The organism is Kitasatospora sp. CB01950, from assembly GCF_001905465.1.
Classification (GTDB): Bacteria; Actinomycetota; Actinomycetes; order Streptomycetales; family Streptomycetaceae; genus Kitasatospora.
The window spans coordinates 510,460-527,129 of the sequence record NZ_LISX01000003.1 but is presented as its reverse complement, the minus strand read 5'-3'; the positions used below and the strand labels follow the sequence as shown (position 1 = coordinate 527,129).

The window sequence follows — 16,670 nt, the reverse complement described above, 5'->3', positions numbered from 1 at the left end:
ATGATTGGATAGCCCCACTCATCAATGCTTTGGATAGTGACACTCACCTACGGAGGGCACAAGGGGATGCGCTTGGCAGATCTCAGCGAACGGAGCGGCGTCTCCCCCGCCACCATCAAGTACTACCTGCGCGAGGGGCTGCTCCCGCCCGGCCGCCTGATCAACACCACCCAGGCCGAGTACGACGAGTCGCACCTGCGCCGGCTGCGGCTGGTGCGGGCGATGATCCAGATCGGCCGCATCCCGGTGGCCACCGTCCGCGAGGTGCTCGCCCACGTCGACGACGACTCCCTCGGCCTCACCATCCGCCTCGGCGCGGCCCTCTGGGTCCTGCCCCACCCCGGCGAGCCCGCCCCCGACGCCGCCGACGACCCCGACGACCCGTCGCTCGACGTCGCCCGCAAGCGTGTCGACGACCTCCTCGCCCGCCTCGGCTGGACCACCGCCCGCGAGGTCGGCGACCTCTCCCCCGCCCACCGCGCCCTGGTCTCCACCCTCGCCACCCTCGACCGCCTCGGCCACCCCCTCGACGCCGACGACATGCTCCCCTACGCCCGCTCCATGGAACAGGCCGCCACCTACGACCTCGACCGCATGGAAACCCTCCCCACCCCCGCCGAACAGACCGAATACGCCGTCACCGCCGCCGTCCTCTTCGAACCCGTCCTCCTCAACCTCCGCCGCCTGGCCCAGTCCGAAGAATCCGCCCGCCGCTACGGCCTGTAGCCCCCGCCCCCTCGGCACGGACATGGGGACTTCGGGCGTCGGCATGCCACCCGTTCGGACGGTTGAGCGAGCTGCCGCACGCCTCAACCGGCCGGCCAGGGAGCCTCCCCAACTCGACGCCGGACGTATCCGGCCCCACACAGGAGGTTTCCATGGCCAAGGGCTACTGGGTCAGTGTCCACCCCGCCATTTCGGCCCCCGAGGAGCTGACCGCCTACGACAATCTGGCCGATCCGGCCGTCCGCGCTGCGGGCGGACGCCTGCTGTCCCGTGGCAGTCGAGTCGTCGCCCACGAGGCCGGAATCACGCAACGCACCGTCGTGGTCGAGTTCGACACCTTTGAACAGGCCGTCGCCGCATACGAGAGCGAGGCCTACCAGAACGCCCTGGTGGCCCTCCCCGACGGCTACCAGCGCGACTTCCGCATCATCGAAGGCACCGCCTGACCGCCGGGCCCGACCATCACTGAGCATCCGTCACTTGACCTGCCTGGCCCGGTGATCAAGCTCTGACCTGCCACAACGGCGATTCGCCGACCGAGCCGGGTGGCGAGCCCTCCGGGGCTGATGACGACCGGCCCTGAGGGGATCGCCGAGGGCCTCTCCGCAGGCGACTTCGTCGGCGTCAGGGCGATGTCCAAGTAGCCCGGCCGGGTCCGGATTCCGCCAATCTGCTGCTGGGCCTTCGCCGTTCGCCGGGCCCGGGCCGTCGTCCCAGCTCGCCGCCGGTGGCCGCGCCGCGGCTTCGGCCGGGTGCTCCGAGCGGCCCCGGGCTCGGGGGCAGGTCGGGGCCGGGGGGTGCTGCGGCGTGCGCCCCCGGCGTGCGTGGCCTGATCACGGCCGTCGTCCCCTTCGAGTGCGGAGGATCGGCCGCTCGGCGTCGCTCTCCGCTGCTACACCAACGGTCAGGCAGGCGCAGCGGGCGCCGGGCCGACGAGTGGGAGGATCACCGTGGCGGGCAGCGGAGACCGGATCTGGGTACGCGGGCACTTCCGGCGCAGGGCGGGTGCGGGTGCCGGCAGCGCGAGGCGGTGGGGGCTGGGGACGGTCGTCGCGATCGGGGTGGTCCTGCTCTTCCTGAACAGCACCGTCGACGGGGCGAAGCCGCCGCAGCCCGCCCCCACCGTCACCGTCACCCCGGCCGACCAGCGGTGAACCGGGCAGGCCTACCAACCCCCGGCACCGCTCGGAGCGGCGGTGAGTGACGACGCGGTCAAGGCCGTGCTGGGGATACTCGCCCTCGGCGCTGCCGTCGTGGTGCTGAAGGCGGCCTGGGCCTGGGCCGCCACGCACGTGCTGGTCCTGGGCCTCGGCCTCGGCGGGCTCGCCCTGCTGATCGTCGTCACGGTCGGTGTCGCCTCCGTCGGCCGGGCGGCGCCGCGCGGCGAGCTGTACGCCTCCCCCGCGCAGGGGACCGTCGCGGCCGGGTGGGCCGGTGCCGCCGACTGCACCCTCGACGACTTCACGGCCGCGTCGCCCCGCGGCTTCGAGGAGATGTGCCGGGCGCTGCTGGAGCGCGACGGGTTCTCCGACGCGCTGCGGGTCGGCGGTTCCGGCGACCTCGGGGCCGACGTGATCGCGTACGACGTGGACGGCCGGAAGGTCGTCGTCCAGTGCAAGCGCCACAGCCGTCCGGTGGGCAGCCGTGACCTGCAGACCTTCAACGGCACCGCCCGGCCGGTCCACCGGGCGAAGATCGCCGTGTTCGTCGGCCTGAACGGCTTCACCGCCCCCGCCGTGAAGTTCGCCCGCCAGCAGCGCATCCACCTGGTCGACCGGGCCGCGCTGGAGCGCTGGGGTGCCGGTGAGCACCTGTACGACGTCCTCGACATCGCGGCGGCCGCCGCCTGACCGGGCCGGGCCCGACCGGGCACGTGATTGGGAATCGTCCGGCCGGGCAGGCGCAGGGTGTATCCGTCCGACGGCGAGAAGGGAGCCGGGGCCATGGACGAGACGCCGCAGGGTGGTGCGGGCGGTGTGCCCACGCCGGAGCAGGACCGGGCGGAGCAGCGGGAGGCGCACCGGGCGGAGGGGCGGCCGCCGACCGTCGGACACGACTGGCCGAACAGCGAGGACGTGCCCGTGAACGATGTGCGCGAGGTGCCCCGGGAGGCGCACCGGGCGGAGGGGCGGCCGCCGACGGTCGCGCACGACTGGCCGAGCGAGGAGAAGCACCGCCGGAGGTAGCGCACCGCCGGAGGTAGCGGACCGTCGGAGGTAGCGGGGTCTGCCGGGTGCGGGGATGTCCGCCGCTGCCCCTACGATGACCGCCATGATGACAGGGGGTCCGGGTGCCCAACTCGTTGACGGCCGTTTCGAGTTGCTGGGGCGGCTCGGCGGCGGGGGCATGGGTCTGGTGTGGCGGGCCCGGGACACCGTGCTGGAGCGCGAGGTCGCACTGAAGGAGGTCCGGCCGCCGGACCCGGCGGTGCTCGCGGCCGATCCGGCGGCGGCGATCGAGCTGCGTGAGCGGGTGCTGCGCGAGGCCCGGGCGCTGGCCCGGCTGCAGCATCCGCACGTGGTGACCATCCACCACATCGTCGACACGCCCGAACTCCCGCACCCCTGGCTGGTGATGGAACTGGTCGCCGGCGGCTCCCTGCAGGACCGCCTCGCCCGCGGCCCGCTCTCGCCGCAGGAGGCGGCCCGGGTCGGCCGCGGCGTCCTGGCCGCGCTGCGCGCCGCGCACGCCGCCGGCATCCAGCACCGGGACGTCAAGCCCGCGAACGTCCTGCTGCGCGCCGACGGCACTCCGGTGCTGACCGATTTCGGCATCGCCGCGCTCAGCGAGTCGACCAGCCTGACCGCGACCGGCGCGCTGATCGGCTCGCCCGAGTTCATCGCCCCCGAACGGATCCGCGGCCACGAGGGCGACCCGTCCTCCGACCTGTGGTCGCTCGGCATGACGCTGTACGTCGCCGTCGAGGGCCACCATCCGCTGCGCCGCGCCACCAGCCTCGCCACCCTGGCCGCCGTCCTGGACGAGCCGCTCCCGCCGCCGGTCCGCTCCGGCCCGCTCGCCGCCACACTCACCGCTCTGCTCGCCCGCAACCCGGCCGACCGCCCCGACGCCGACCGGCTCGACCGACTCTTCGCCGCCGCCGAGCACGGCCACGACGGCACCCTCGGCGGTGGCACGTTCGCCCCCACCGAGGTGAACGCCGCACCGTACTCCCCCACCGAGCCGAACGTCCCCGTCCCCCGCCGTCGGCGACGACGCACCGGCCCGCTCCTCGCCACGACGGCGGCCGTCCTCGCGGTGGCCGGGCTGCTGGCCTGGTCCCTCAACGGGGGGCTGCGCGCCGCCGACTCCCCCAGGACCGTCGGCACCCCCGCTTCCGCGTCCGCCCCCGCTTCCGTCCCCGTTGGCGCCCCCGCTCCCGCTCCCGCTCCCGCGACGGACCTGCTGACCCCGGAGGGCGCCCGCGGCCTGGTCGACGCGATCGGCTCGGCGACCGGCAACGCCACCATCACCCAGCTGCTGATCTACCCCGAGTACGCCTCCGCCCGCGCCGTCACCAAGGACAACCCCAAGCACTACGACGACGTCACCTACCGCGACGGCAGGATCACCACCAAGCCCGGCGGCACCCTCGGCCCCAAGGACAAGCCCGTCGACCTCGCCAGAATCGACTGGACCCAGCTCCCCGCCGGCCTCGCCAAGGCCCAGTCCGAACTGGGCGTCACCACCCCCAAGTCCCGCTACCTGCTGGTGGATTACGGCTGGTTCGCCGACGAGATCACCATCCGCTACTACCTGTCGGACGAGTACCACGGCGGCGGCTACCTCAGCACCGGCGCCACCGGCAAGGTCCTCAAGGTCGCCAAAGCCGGCTGAAGCCCGGGCAGTTCTCGGTTCAGTCGCCGATGAACCAGAGGTAGCTGCCCGGCGTCGCCGCGCACGCCTCCAGCATCGCGGCGAGGTCGAGCAGCGCCGACCGCTGGTGCTCGGTAGCGGCGTTCTCGATCAGCACCGCGACCTCGCGGCGGGCCACCTCGGCCTCCTGTTCGTTGATCACCGTGTCCCGGTACGGATCGACCCGCCCGAGCACCCCCGAGTTGTGCAGGTCGAGCCCGCTCAGCGCCAACGCCAGCCCCTCGCCGTACTCGTACGACGACCGCAGCAGGGTGTCCCGCGCAGACTTCTTCCGCACGGGCCGCCCCGAGTGCAACTCAAGCTCGATCCCCACGACCTCTCCCCTCACCTCGACCGCCATCGTCTCTCGCGCCGTCGCCCCAACCGCCATCGCCCCAACCGCCATCGCCCCGCCCGCCATCGCCCCGGACCCGCGTCAGCACCGGCACGCCGACCATCGCGACCGCACCCGCCCCGATCAGCAGCCCCGCCGTCCAGCGCATCCCCTCCCGCTTGCCGGGACATGCCGGATTGAACGCCGCCGAATACCTCGGACCGCCGAACCCGGCACCGCAGTAGAGCGTGCTGTGCCCGTCATTTCCGTACGGATTCGGGTACAGCCCCACCCCCGCCCCCACCAGCACCGTCAGAACTCCGACCCCCACGACCCGCCGCGTCCCACGCCACGTCCGCTCCACCACCCACACGCCTCCCGCACACCGGCCACGCCCAGAACGACCCCATCGAGTTCCATGATCACGGACGACCACCCGACCCGATCGGTTGCGCCATGCCACCCGCCACCACGCCCGCACCCGGTCGCGGCGAGCAGTTCGATCGGCAGTTCCTTGTCGGCCCGGCCGACCGCCAGTGCGAGCGGCCGGTCAGCGGGTCGGCGTCCACCGGAGAGCGGCGGCCAGCCGTGCGGCGCGGCGCGGTGGCGGGACCTCCCGCATCCAGGCCGGGGTCTGGACGCCCATCGCCGCGTTCCAGGCCCGGCAGCGGGCGCGGGACGCGGGGCCGACGGACCGCCAGGCCGCCTCCAGGTCGAAGCCTTTGGTCCAGGCGTTCAGCAGGGTGTCGAGGAAGCCGACGGCGACGGCGTTGGACTCGTCGCCGTCCGCCGCCATGACGTGTTCCAGCAGCAGGAACATCCGCCGCGTCGGCTCGCCCGTGAACTCGCCCACATGCTGCGCATACGCCATCGCTGCCGACCGGCCTGCATGAGCGGTGGACGCCGTGCTCGTGCCCGGCCGGCAGCGTGGCGTACTGGGAGGCGTTGACGGGGTGGAGGGCGCCGCAGGTCCGCACCGGCGTGCCGCAAGGCCCCCGTCATCGGGGTGGGGCGGGTACGCCTGCGGAGCGGAGCCTGGCCTCGGTGAGTGCGGTCAGGCGGGCTGCGACCGGGGCCTGGTCCCCGCGATGGTTGTCGATCAGCCGGTACTGGGCAGCGGCCCTCTTCCAGGCCCGCAGGCTGGCGGGGTCTCCCAGCAGTGCGGGGTTGGCGAGGTAGCGGTCGGCCATGGCGTTCGCGAGTTCCTCGATCCTCGGGTCGTCCGGCTCCCAGGTCTCGGCCTCCTGGCCGCGTTTGGCCAGCTCGATGTATGCGGGATCGTCCAGTTGGTGTTCGAGCTGGGCCAGAAAGCCGTCGAAGCCCTCCGGCACCAGCACCCGGGCCAGCACCAGGGCCTCGCGCTGCGCGGCCACGTAGTCGGGGCCGAGGCCGAGGCCGGACATCCGGGTCAGGACCGCGCAGGCGCGCTCGGGCAGCAGGGCCCGGTCGCCCTCGGCGAGCCGGTGCAGCATGTCGAGGCGGGCGGACAGCTCCGCGATCCGTTCGGTGAGCTGCTGGGCGACACCGGCGAGGGCGTCGGCGAACCGGCCGGCGTCGGCGTCGAGCAACGGCCCGATCTCGGCGAGTGGCACCCCGGCGACGGCCAGCGTCCGGACCTGCACCAGTCGGAGCAACTCCGGTGATCCGTAACGCCGGTAGCCGGAGGTGTCGCGCTGTGGCTCGTCGACCAGCCCGTTCCGGTGGTAGTGCCGCACGGTCTTCACCGTGACGCCGACGAACGCCGCCGCCTGCCCGATCGTGACCCCGCTCGTCATCCTCGCTCAGCCTGCCTCGTGCTCGGGCCCGGCCACCACGCAGAGCGTGGCCGAGCTGGTGGAGGAACCGCGCCGAGCCGTCGGGCCCGGAGCGGCCCCGGTTCGCGTTCCGTCCGACGTACGGCCGGAACGGTCGGCCCTCGAAGCCTACGGGCCCCGGGAGTTCAGCCTTCGAAGCCTACGGGCCCCGGGAGTTCAGCCCGCCGACGGTGCCGGATCGGCCTGCCCCGCGCCGAACACTGCGCTGACGAGCCGCTGTTGGGCGGTCCGGAACGCTGCCGCCACGGACATGTCGGCGTCGTCCACACACGTCAGCCCGGCAGTCAGGGTGGTGCTCCCGTCGGACGAGCTGTACATCAGCGCCGCCGAACCGATGGTGGCGCCGTTGTGGTGGTAGACGGTGCCGGTGCCCGCGCCCAAGTCCTGCGCGAACACCCCCAGGCCGTAGCCGATGGTCGCCTCCGGGGTGCGCATCTCGGCCAGCAGTTCGGCCGGTAGCAGCCTGCCTCCCATCAGTGCGGAAAAGTAGGTGTGCAGGTCCTTGGTGGTCGAGATCATGTCACCGCCGGCCGCGACCCAGGAGGGGTTGTGACGGGTGACATCGATCGTCTTCTCCTGCCCGGCGTCGTCGTAGCGGTAGTAGCCGTGGTTGTGAGGCTCGGGGACCTCCGGCGAGGCACCCGGCGCGACGGTGCCGGTCATCCCCAGCGGCCGCAGGATCAGCCGCTGCAACTCCTCGGCGAACGACCGGCCGGTGACGCTCTCGATCACCAGCCGGGCCAGCACGTAGTTGGTGTTGGAGTAGCTCCAGCCCGAACCCGGGGTGAACCGGGCCGGCTTGGACAACGACAGCCGCACCAGTTCGTCGGGCAGGTAGGTGTGGAATCGCCGGTCCACCCACTCCTTGCCCCGCCAGGGGACCCCGAGCACGATCGTCCCGTCCTCGTAGAGCTCGCCGGTGTGGCTGAAGACCCCGCTGGTGTGTTGCAGCAGCATCCGCACGGTGATCCGGCCGTCCAGCCCGAACCCGGGCAGGTGGTCGGCGGCCGGAGCGTCCAGGCCGATCCTGCCCTCGGCCACCAGCAGGAGCACCGCGGTCGCGATGAAGCTCTTGGTGCTGCTGCCGATGCGGAAGTACCCGTCGGTCAGCGGCTTTGCGCTCCGACCCAGCTCGCGCGCCCCGGCGCTGCCGACCCACTCGCCCCGCTCGTCGTTCACCCGCAGCTGCACTCCGAGCAGACCGGACTCGACGATCTCGTCGAGCGCCTTCTGCAACTCCGGGCGGTCCTGATTCCGGCCGGCGACGATGGTGGACATGGTTGCTCCTTCAGCTCTGCTCGCCCGCTTCGGCGTCGGGCCGTTGCAGCGAGCTTCCAGCCTGACCCGAGGTCAACCTCAACTGTGTTCCACCTCACAGCGCGACAGTGCCCGCGAAGCCGCCTCACCCTCGATCCGCGGCATCCGGACCGCCCAGGGGCCGCTGGCCCGCGGGGGGCTCCGGCCACTGCCTTCCCGCCGAGCCCGGGCGGCGATCGAGGCGGCGATCGAGGCGGCGTGATCAACCCCCGTTGTCGACAGGGTAGTTCGGTAAAGCCGGAGGCGTTCCGGGCCAAGCACTGGCACGACCCGAACCCCCGCCCCGCCTGCCGCCTCTCGCCGGTCACGGCTTGCGGCGGTGCAGGGTGAGGATCGCGTGGGTGGCGAGGCCGAAGAGCAGGCCCCAGAAGGCGGAGCCGATGCCGAGGAGGGTGGCGCCGGAGGCGGTGGCGAGGAGGGTGACGAGGGCGGCGTCGCGGCCGGGTTCGGGGGTGAGGGCGGCGGCGAGGCTGTTCTGCAGGGAGGCGAGCAGGGCGACGCCGGCGATCACCGCGATCAGTTCCTTGGGCAGGCCGGTGAAGAGTCCGACCAGGACGCCGCCGAAGCTGCCGACCACGACGTACAGGACGCCGGAGGACATGCCCGCGATGTAGCGGCGACGCGGGTCCGGGTGGGCCTCGGGGCCGGAGCAGATCGCGGCGGTGATGGCGGCCAGGTTGACGCCCGGCGACCCGAACGGGGCGAGCAGCACGGACGCGGCGCCGGTGGCGCCGATCAGCAGGCGGTCGTCGGCGCGGTAGCCGAACGCGCGCAGCACGCCGAGGCCGGGGGCGTTCTGCGAGGCGAGGGCGACGATGGTGAGCGGGAGGGCGAGGCCGACCAGCGCCGGCCAGGAGAACGCGGGGGCGGTGAGGACGGGCACGGTGGGGCCCCCGGCGCCGGGGTGCAGCGGGAGTCCGACGGTCGTCGCGGCGAGCAGTCCGCCGACGGCGAGAGCGATCACCACGGCGTAGCGCGGTGCGAGGCGCTTGGCGAGCAGGAACGCGGCGAAGCTGCCGACCACCAGGACGGGTGCGCCGTGCACGGCGCCGAAGATGCCCGCCCCGAAGGAGAACAGGATGCCGGCCAGCATGGCGTGCACGATGCCCTCGGGGACGGCGGCGATCAGGCGTCCGAACCAGCCGGTGACGCCGAGCAGGGTGACGGCGACGGAGCTCACCAGGAACGCACCGACGGCCTCCCGGTAGGGGTAGTGGCCGAGGCTGGTGACCAGCAACGCCGCGCCGGGGGTGGACCAGGCGGTGACCACGGGGGTGCGGGTCCACCAGCTCAGCGCGAAGCCGGTGACGCCGCTGCCGATCGCCACCGCCCAGATCCACGACGCGGTGTGCGCGGCGTCCAGCCGTCCGGCGGCGGCAGCGGCGAGCACGACCACCAGCGGCCCGGAGAACGACACCGCGACGCACACCAGCCCGGCCAACAGTGCGGGCCCGGACACATCACGGCGCAGGCTTCGCCGCACCCGTTCCTCGCCCACGGGAGCAGCTGGTCGGACCGTCAGATCGTCTGTCATTCGGGCAGTATCCCGACCCCCCGAACAGACCATGACGCCGGGTCAGCCCCACCCGACGCACCGGTCGCTTCCGACATTATCAAGCCCAGTTCCATCACCCCACCCCCACTTGCCTAAACCACTTAGGAAACTGCATCATTCACGTAGGCAATCGAGGGAGACACCATGGCCGCCGAGACCGACCCCCACTGGACCACCACCCCCGTCACCGCCCAGCTGCTGCGCGGCCAGCTCGATCTGGAGGTGACGCCGCGCGGCCTGCTGCCGCACCGCTTGCCTGCCTGGGCGCGGCGGCAGGTCTCGGACGGGCAGTTGGCGATGGCGGAGGCGCAGCCGTCGGGGGTGCGGGTGGTGTTTCGGACGGCGGCGACGCGGATCGAGTTGGATGCGTTGCCGACCAGGCGGGCCTACCGGGGGCTCCCGGCGCCGGCGGACGGGGTGTACGACCTGCTGATCGACGGGCGGTTGGCGGCGCAGACGACGGTCCCGGGCGGCAACGTCCGCACGGTGACCGATCTGGTGTCGCAGACCGCCGAGTGGAGGGAGGGCCCGGTCGGCACGGCCCGCTTCGCCGGTCTGCCCGCCAGGGCGAAGGACGTGGAGATCTGGCTGCCGCACGCCGAGCACACCGAGCTGGTCGCGCTGCGCACGGACGCTCCGGTCGAGCCGTTGCCGGAACGCGGGAGGCCGGTGTGGCTGCATCACGGCAGTTCGATCAGCCACGGCTCCAACGCGACCAGCCCGACCGGGACATGGCCGGCGGTCGCGGCGGCGAAGGGCCGCGTGGAGCTGGTCAACCTGGGCTTCGGCGGCGGCGCGCTGCTCGACCCGTTCACGGCCCGCGCGGTCCGCGACGCTCCGGCCGACCTGATCAGTCTGAAGATCGGCATCAACATCGTGAACACCGACGCGATGCGCCTGCGCGCCTTCGGCCCGGCGGTGCACGGGTTCCTGGACACCGTCCGCGAGGGCCATCCGCACACCCCGCTGCTGGTGGTCTCCCCGGTGCTGTGTCCGATGCACGAGGACACGCCGGGCCCGCTGATGCCGGACTTCTCCGGCGGCACGCTGCGGTTCCGGGCCACCGGCGACCCGGCCGAGCGCGCCGCCGGCCGGTTGACGCTGACGGTGATCCGCGAGGAGCTGGCCCGGATCGTCGGGCTGCGGGCGGTGGACGACCCGCACCTGCACTACCTGGACGGCCGCGAGCTGTACGGCGAACGCGAGTTCGCCGAACTCCCGCTCCCGGACGGCCTGCACCCGGACGCGGCGGCGCACCGCCGGATCGGCGAACTCTTCGCCCGGCACGCGTTCGGCCCCGCCGGACCGTTCAACCACAGCTCACTGCGGGCGAGTTGAGCTCGGGCGACGCTCAGGCCGCCGCGTCCCACCGGAACCCGTCGAGGTCGGTGAAGGCCGCCGTACCGGTGCTGTTGACGGTGAGCCGGTGCGAGCCGCTGCCGTCGGGGGCGACGCCGAGGTCCTTGGCGAGGGCGCGGCGGCGGTAGAGGGCGAGCTTGACGGGGCCGGTCCCGGCGTCGAACTCGGCGTAGGTGCGGCCGAAGCTCTTGGCGACGGTGAGGCCCTGGTCGACGTAGAAGCGCTTGGTGGCGGCGAAGTCGGCGACGCCGAGCAGCAGCACGAAGTCGTCGATGCGCCGGGTGGCGGGGCCGGGGTCCTTCTTGGCGGAGGTGGCGAGCTTCCAGATCGCGCCGTCGGGGGCCTGGACGACTGCGCCGTAGCCCCACAGCGACTTCGCGGCGGGCTTGAGCACGGTCGCGCCGGCGGCCGTCGCGGACGTCGCGAAGCTGTCCACGTCGGCGGGACGGGGGACGGTGAGCGCCAGGGTGAAGCCGCGGAAGCCGGTGGACGGCTCGGTCGCGGCGCGCAGCTGCAGCCGGGTCTCGTCCAGGTCGAAGGCGTCGGCGTAGAAGCGGGCGGCGGCCTCGGGGTCGGCCACGTCGAGGGTGAGGGTGTCGATGGTTGCCATGCCCTCGACGGTAGGCGCGGCCGCCCGCCTGGGGCCTCTCGATTCCTGACCGAAGCCCAACCCGGACCGAACCGCCCGCCGCCCGCCGCTTGCTCGCTGCCCGGCAGGCTCAGGACCGGCAGGCTCAGGACCGGCTGGGCGTGATCAGCCCGCTCTCGTAGGCGGCGATGACGGCCTGGGCGCGGTCGCGGACATCGAGTTTGGCGAACAGTCCGGTGATGTGGTTCTTCACCGTGGACGGGCTGATCTCCATGGCGTCGGCGATCGCGGCGTTGTCGAGGCCGGTGGCCATCAGCCGCCAGACCTCGCGTTCGCGCGGCGTGAGGTCGACGTCGGTCGGCGCGACGGCCGTCGCGGGGGCGGGTTGCGTGGCGCGGACGTGGGTGGCGATGAGGCGGGTGAGCAGGCGGGGCGCGACGACGGCCTCGCCGGCGTGCACTGTGCGGATCGCGGCGGCGAGGTCCTCCGGGGAGACGTCCTTGGGTAGGAAGCCGTGCGCGCCGGCCCGCAGCGCGGCGACCACGTACTCGTCCAGGTCGAAGGTGGACAGCGCCAGCACCCGGCAGTCGGGGAGGGTGGCGGCGAGCTGTTCGGTGGCGGCGACGCCGTCCAGGACGGGCATGCGGAGGTCCATCACCACCACGTCGGGCCGCAGGCGGTGGGCGAGGGCGACGGCCTGTTCGCCGTTCTCGGCCTCGCCGACCACCTCCAGGGACGGGTTCGGGGCGAGGATCAGCGTCAGTCCGCGGCGGACCAGGGGCTGGTCGTCGACGACGAGGACGCGGATCGCGGGGGCGGCGCTCATGCGGGTACCTCTCCGTGGTGGAGTCCGGCCTCGGCCGTCTCCTCGGCGGTCAGGGGGAGTTCGGCGAGGACGGCGAAGCCGCCGTCGAGGTGCGGGCCGCAGGTCAGGGTGCCGCCGTGCAGGGCGACGCGTTCGCGCATGCCGATCAGCCCGTGCCCACCGCTGTCACCGCCCACGGAACCGGCCCCCGAGCCGCCCACCGCGCTCCCACCGCCCGAGCTGCCCGCGCCGCCCGCGCCGTCGTCGCGGACCGACACCACGACGGCGTCCGGCCCGTACGTCAGGCGGACGGTCGCAGTGGCCGCCGGGCCCGCGTACTTGCGGGCGTTGGTCAGGGCCTCCTGCACGATCCGGAAGACCGTCAGGCCGAGGGTCGGCGGCAGCGGGCGCGGGGCGCCGTGGACGGTGAGCCCGGTGGGCAGGCCGGCCCGGCGGGAGTCCTCGACCAGGCGGGCGAGGTCGTCCGTACCGGGCTGGGGGGCGGGCGGCGCGGTGTCGGGTTCGTCGCCGGCCCGCAGGACGTCCAGGAGTTGGCGCATCTCGCGCAGCGCGAGCCGACCGGAGGACTCCAGGGTGACCAGGGCCTCCCGGACGACCTCGGGGTCGGCGAGGTTGGCGCGGGCGCCGCCGGCCATCAGCTGCATGGTCGTGATGTGGTGGGCCACGATGTCGTGCAACTCCCGGGCGATGCGCCGCCGTTCCTCGGCGACCGCGCGGTCGGCGAGGAGTTGGCGGTTGGCGGCGACCTCGCGCTGCCAGCGGGCGACCGCCAGGCCCGCGCCCGCGACCAGTACGCCGGAGGCCGGGGCGGCGAGCAGGGCGTCCCAGGTGGGCATCCTGAAGTGGCTCTGGGTCACGACCGTCACCACCGCGGTGACGAGGACGGCCACGGCGGTCACCCGGATCCGGCACTGCCGGGCGAGCGAGTACAGCGCCACCGTCAGGACGGCGCCGAAGTGGATGGCGACCGGCTCGGTCAGGTTGGCACCCACCTGGAACACCAGGACGGCGGCGAACATCGCCACCGGGCGGGTGCGCCGTACCAGCAGCGGCAGCCCGGAGAACAGGGCGAACAGGAAGCCGAGCACACTGCTGCCGCCGTCGACGACTGCCGTGAACAGCAGGTGGCCGACCAGGTCCAGCAGGCCCGCGCCGACGGCCACCAGGGCGTCGGCCTGGCTCCACGGCAGGCCGTCCGGTCCGCGACGCCGACCCGTGCCCGTGCCCGTGCCCGTGCCCGTGGCCATGCCCGTGCCCATGACCGTGGCCACGCCTCCCCGATCCGCGTCTCCCCGGTGCCCGCCCATGTCCCGTCTCCCCGTTGCCCGGTCGGCCCCGGGTCGCTGATCAGCAGTGATGCCGCCATTCTCGCACCGCGCCGAGGGCCCGGACATGGTCCCCGGGGGCTGCGCGCACTGGGAGCAGGGTCCCGGGTCGGGGCGGGCGGCGGGAGCCGGGGCCCCGGTGCGGATCGTCCGCCGCCCCGACGCCCCGGCCCCTTCTCGCCTGATGAGCTGTGAGCAGGCCGGGAACTCCCGGCACCAGCAACGACGTTCGCAGCCGACGACGGCCCGGACGTCCGTCCGCGGGAGGGGTTTCGTGATCCGCGCACTGACCGGTTTCGCCACCAGACACGCTTGGAAGGTCATCGCCCTGTGGGCAGTGGTCGGGCTCGGGCTGACGGCGCTCGCCCCGATGATGTTCGCCCGGGTCACCCAGTCGCAGTCCGGCGACTTCCTGCCCCACAGCTACGATTCGGCGGCCGCGCTGCGGATCGCCGAGGACCACTTCGGCCTGGACCCGAACGCCACCGTGGTCACCGTCCTGGTCGCCCGCACCGACGGGCGGGCGCTCTCCGAGGCCGACCAGCAGCGGGTCGAGGCGGGGGCGGCCCGGCTGGGCGAGAACCGCGTCGCCATGCCGAGGCTGCCCGACGAGCCGGCGTTCCTGGTGCCCGACCACTCGCAGACGCCGCGGGTCGCCCCGGCGATGCTCGCCCCCGACCGCAGTTTCGAGCTGCTGGCCGTGGAGATGACCGGCGACGCCGGCGACCAGGGCGTGCAGAAGGTCTACAAGGCGTTCCGGGACTCCGCCCGCGCCGAGTTCGCCCAGGCTGGGATGCGCACCGGCTTCACCGGCGGCCTGGCCGATGCCACCGACACGGCGGACGCCAACCGGACGGCCGCGACGGTCGGCAGCGCGCTGCTCATGGGTCTGATCGTGCTGCTCAACGTGCTGGTGTTCCGCAGCGTGCTGGCGGCGGTGCTGCCGCTGCTCGCCGTGGCGATCGTCGGCGGCGCGGCCGGCGGGGCGGTGGCCGGGGCGGCGGCGCTCACCGGTCTGAAGCTGGCGCCGTCCACGCAGAGCCTGATCTCGGTGGTGCTGCTCGGCATCGGCATCGACTACCTGCTGTTCCTGCTGTTCCGGTTCCGCGAGCAGCTGCGGGTGGCCCGGCCCGGGCAGCCCGTCCGGGAGGTCGCCGCCGAGGTGTCGGCCCGGGTCGGCACCGCGATCACCTCGGCCGCGCTGACCATCGTCGCCGCGTTCGCCACCCTGGGCGTGGCGAGCTTCGGGCAGTTCCGTTCGCTCGGCCCGGCCGTCGCCGTCGCCGTGCTGGTCATGCTGCTGGGCAGCCTCACCCTGATGCCCGCCCTGCTCGCCGCCTGCGGCCGCGGCATGTTCTGGCCGTCCCGGGCGCTGCGCCGCACCCCCCGGGAGGGCGTCGCGGGCCGGTACGGCGAACTGGTCGCCCGGCGGCCGATGCTGCTGCTGGTCGCGTCCGTCGCGCTCCTCGGCGCGCTGACGGCGGGCGTCGCCGGCATCCGGATGGACTACGGCCAGGGCGCGCCGTCCACCGACACCCCGGCCGCCGCCACCGCGGCGGAGATCTCCCGGGCGCTCCCGGCGGGCGTCTCCGACCCGACCTCCGTGTACCTCGTCGCGAACGGCGGCGGAGCCGTCAAGGTCGATCAATTCTCCGAACTCGCAGTCCAGTTGGGACGGGTGGACGGCATCGGCCAGGTCGGCCGGACGGTCGTCAGCCCTGACGGCCTGGCCGCGCGGATCGACCTGTACCCGACCGTCGACCCGCAGAGCAAGCAGGCCCGCGACCTGGTCGCCGGACCCGTCCGGTCCGCCGTCGCCGCGCACACGCCCACCGGGACGACCGCCCACGTCGGCGGCACGGCGGCGATCTTCGCGGACGTCTCCACGGCCGTCGACCACGACCTGCGACTGGTCTTCCCGGTCGCGGCCGGGCTCATCGCGCTCATCCTGCTGCTGCTCCTGCGCAGCCTGCTGGCGCCGGTGGTGCTGATGCTCGCGGTCGGCGCGGGCTTCGTGGCCACGCTGGGCGCGGCCACCCTGGTCTTCCAGCACGTGCGGAACGAACCCGGCGTCAACTTCACCCTGCCGCTGGTGCTGTTCCTGTTCGTGGTGGCGCTCGGCACCGACTACAACATCCTGATCACCGACCGGATCCGCGAGGAGATGCACCGTCCCGGCCCGGCCCGCGCCGCCGTGGCCCGCGCCGTCCGCCACACCACCCCCACCATCGCCACCGCGGGCCTGGTGCTGGCCGGCTCCTTCGCCACCCTCGCCGCGACACCCGGCACCGAACAGATCGCCTTCGCCCTGACCCTCGGCATCCTGCTCTCCGCCTGCGTCCTCTCCCTGGCCCTCGTCCCCGCCGTCGCCGCCGTCCTCGGCCGCGCCCTGTGGTGGCCCCTGCGCACCACACCCCGCCGCGGAACGGGCACCGCCCCCGAGGAACCGCCCTACGCCCCGGAAAGGATCGACGCCTTCCAGGAATTCGGCTCCCACCCCAGGAATTGACTGACCATCAAAACATTCAACCGGCACAACGCCCTGCCCCACGACCGGGGCAGCCCATACTCCAGTGCGACTTCGCGATCCAGGTGCCTGCGGGGACGGAGAGCCGCCGCCGGTAGTGGCTGCGACGTGCCGAAGCTCGGTGGCTTCTGCGCCAGTTCGACCAGCGCAGGAGTGCACGCAGGGACATGGCGGGGCTGAACAGCGCGCCGATCAAGCGGCGGATTTCCGGGACGGTCAGGTCGACCAACTCTCGGCTTCGGGCCGGGCGGTGGTGCGGATCGCCGCCCGGTGCGCCATGCCCGGACTGCGGGACGTGGTGGGAGCGGGTCCACGGCTCCCACCTGCGCCATCCGTCGGATCTGCCCAGCTGCGGCCGGCCCGTGACGGTTGCCCTGCGGGTGCACCGCTTCGCCGGCCAGACCCTGGCGTGCCAGAGCCGCCGTCTTCGGCAGAGGTGAACC

At 73.5% G+C, this 16,670-nt stretch carries 16 protein-coding genes; 8 read left to right on the top strand and 8 right to left on the bottom strand.

Annotated features, from left to right (window positions below):
- The first annotated feature begins 66 nt into the window (after window positions 1–66).
- From AMK19_RS10805 to AMK19_RS10780, 6 genes are all read left to right on the top strand, one after another.
- The gene (locus tag AMK19_RS10805; RefSeq protein WP_073810440.1) at window positions 67–726 is read left to right on the top strand and encodes a MerR family transcriptional regulator; all 660 of its coding nucleotides are present in this window, start codon (window positions 67–69) and stop codon (window positions 724–726) included.
- Between the two features lie 152 nt (window positions 727–878).
- Complete coding sequence (locus tag AMK19_RS10800) at window positions 879–1,172, top strand: DUF1330 domain-containing protein (protein WP_073810438.1); 294 nt, start codon at window positions 879–881, stop codon at window positions 1,170–1,172.
- A gap of 504 nt (window positions 1,173–1,676) precedes the next feature.
- Window positions 1,677–1,880: a hypothetical protein gene (locus tag AMK19_RS10795; RefSeq protein ID WP_073810436.1), complete on the top strand. Its 204-nt coding sequence runs from the start codon at window positions 1,677–1,679 to the stop codon at window positions 1,878–1,880.
- A 42-nt stretch (window positions 1,881–1,922) separates the two neighbouring features.
- Window positions 1,923–2,576, top strand: coding sequence for a restriction endonuclease (locus tag AMK19_RS37125; RefSeq protein ID WP_073810434.1), 654 nt, complete (start codon window positions 1,923–1,925; stop codon window positions 2,574–2,576).
- A gap of 93 nt (window positions 2,577–2,669) precedes the next feature.
- On the top strand, window positions 2,670–2,912 hold the full coding sequence (locus AMK19_RS10785; protein WP_073810432.1) for a hypothetical protein: 243 nt from the start codon (window positions 2,670–2,672) through the stop codon (window positions 2,910–2,912).
- A gap of 85 nt (window positions 2,913–2,997) precedes the next feature.
- Window positions 2,998–4,563 (top strand): protein kinase domain-containing protein, encoded by a 1,566-nt coding sequence (locus AMK19_RS10780; protein ID WP_073810870.1) that lies wholly within the window; start codon window positions 2,998–3,000, stop codon window positions 4,561–4,563.
- 19 nt (window positions 4,564–4,582) lie between these two features.
- Here the strand turns inward: AMK19_RS10780 and AMK19_RS10775 are convergent, their stop codons facing one another.
- From AMK19_RS10775 to AMK19_RS10755, 5 genes are all read right to left on the bottom strand, one after another.
- Window positions 4,583–4,915, bottom strand: a complete 333-nt coding sequence (locus AMK19_RS10775; protein ID WP_073810869.1) for a hypothetical protein — start codon at window positions 4,913–4,915, stop codon at window positions 4,583–4,585.
- 550 nt (window positions 4,916–5,465) lie between these two features.
- The gene (locus AMK19_RS10770) at window positions 5,466–5,768 is read right to left on the bottom strand and encodes a hypothetical protein (protein ID WP_073810430.1); all 303 of its coding nucleotides are present in this window, start codon (window positions 5,766–5,768) and stop codon (window positions 5,466–5,468) included.
- Between the two features lie 145 nt (window positions 5,769–5,913).
- Window positions 5,914–6,690: a MerR family transcriptional regulator gene (locus AMK19_RS10765; RefSeq protein ID WP_073810428.1), complete on the bottom strand. Its 777-nt coding sequence runs from the start codon at window positions 6,688–6,690 to the stop codon at window positions 5,914–5,916.
- Window positions 6,691–6,885: 195 nt separating this feature from the next.
- Window positions 6,886–8,007: a serine hydrolase domain-containing protein gene (locus tag AMK19_RS10760; RefSeq protein WP_073810426.1), complete on the bottom strand. Its 1,122-nt coding sequence runs from the start codon at window positions 8,005–8,007 to the stop codon at window positions 6,886–6,888.
- A gap of 343 nt (window positions 8,008–8,350) precedes the next feature.
- On the bottom strand, window positions 8,351–9,580 hold the full coding sequence (locus AMK19_RS10755; RefSeq protein ID WP_073810424.1) for a benzoate/H(+) symporter BenE family transporter: 1,230 nt from the start codon (window positions 9,578–9,580) through the stop codon (window positions 8,351–8,353).
- A gap of 165 nt (window positions 9,581–9,745) precedes the next feature.
- Between AMK19_RS10755 and AMK19_RS10750 the strand changes: the two genes are divergently transcribed.
- Window positions 9,746–10,939 (top strand): GDSL-type esterase/lipase family protein, encoded by a 1,194-nt coding sequence (locus AMK19_RS10750; protein ID WP_073810422.1) that lies wholly within the window; start codon window positions 9,746–9,748, stop codon window positions 10,937–10,939.
- A gap of 13 nt (window positions 10,940–10,952) precedes the next feature.
- On the opposite strand, the gene AMK19_RS10745 is transcribed toward AMK19_RS10750, so the two are convergent.
- The 3 genes from AMK19_RS10745 to AMK19_RS10735 form a co-directional block, all read right to left on the bottom strand.
- Entirely contained in the window at window positions 10,953–11,570 is a 618-nt protein-coding gene (locus tag AMK19_RS10745) for a VOC family protein (RefSeq protein WP_073810420.1), read from the bottom strand.
- 124 nt (window positions 11,571–11,694) lie between these two features.
- Window positions 11,695–12,375 carry a response regulator gene (locus AMK19_RS10740; protein WP_073810419.1) on the bottom strand — a complete coding sequence of 227 codons (681 nt, stop codon included), beginning with the start codon at window positions 12,373–12,375 and terminating at the stop codon, window positions 11,695–11,697.
- Window positions 12,372–13,622, bottom strand: a complete 1,251-nt coding sequence (locus AMK19_RS10735) for a sensor histidine kinase (protein ID WP_073810867.1) — start codon at window positions 13,620–13,622, stop codon at window positions 12,372–12,374. Before AMK19_RS10735 ends, AMK19_RS10740 begins: the two co-directional genes overlap by 4 nt.
- A gap of 352 nt (window positions 13,623–13,974) precedes the next feature.
- Between AMK19_RS10735 and AMK19_RS10730 the strand changes: the two genes are divergently transcribed.
- Window positions 13,975–16,209 carry an MMPL family transporter gene (locus AMK19_RS10730; protein ID WP_073810418.1) on the top strand — a complete coding sequence of 745 codons (2,235 nt, stop codon included), beginning with the start codon at window positions 13,975–13,977 and terminating at the stop codon, window positions 16,207–16,209.
- The last annotated feature ends 461 nt before the right edge of the window (window positions 16,210–16,670 follow it).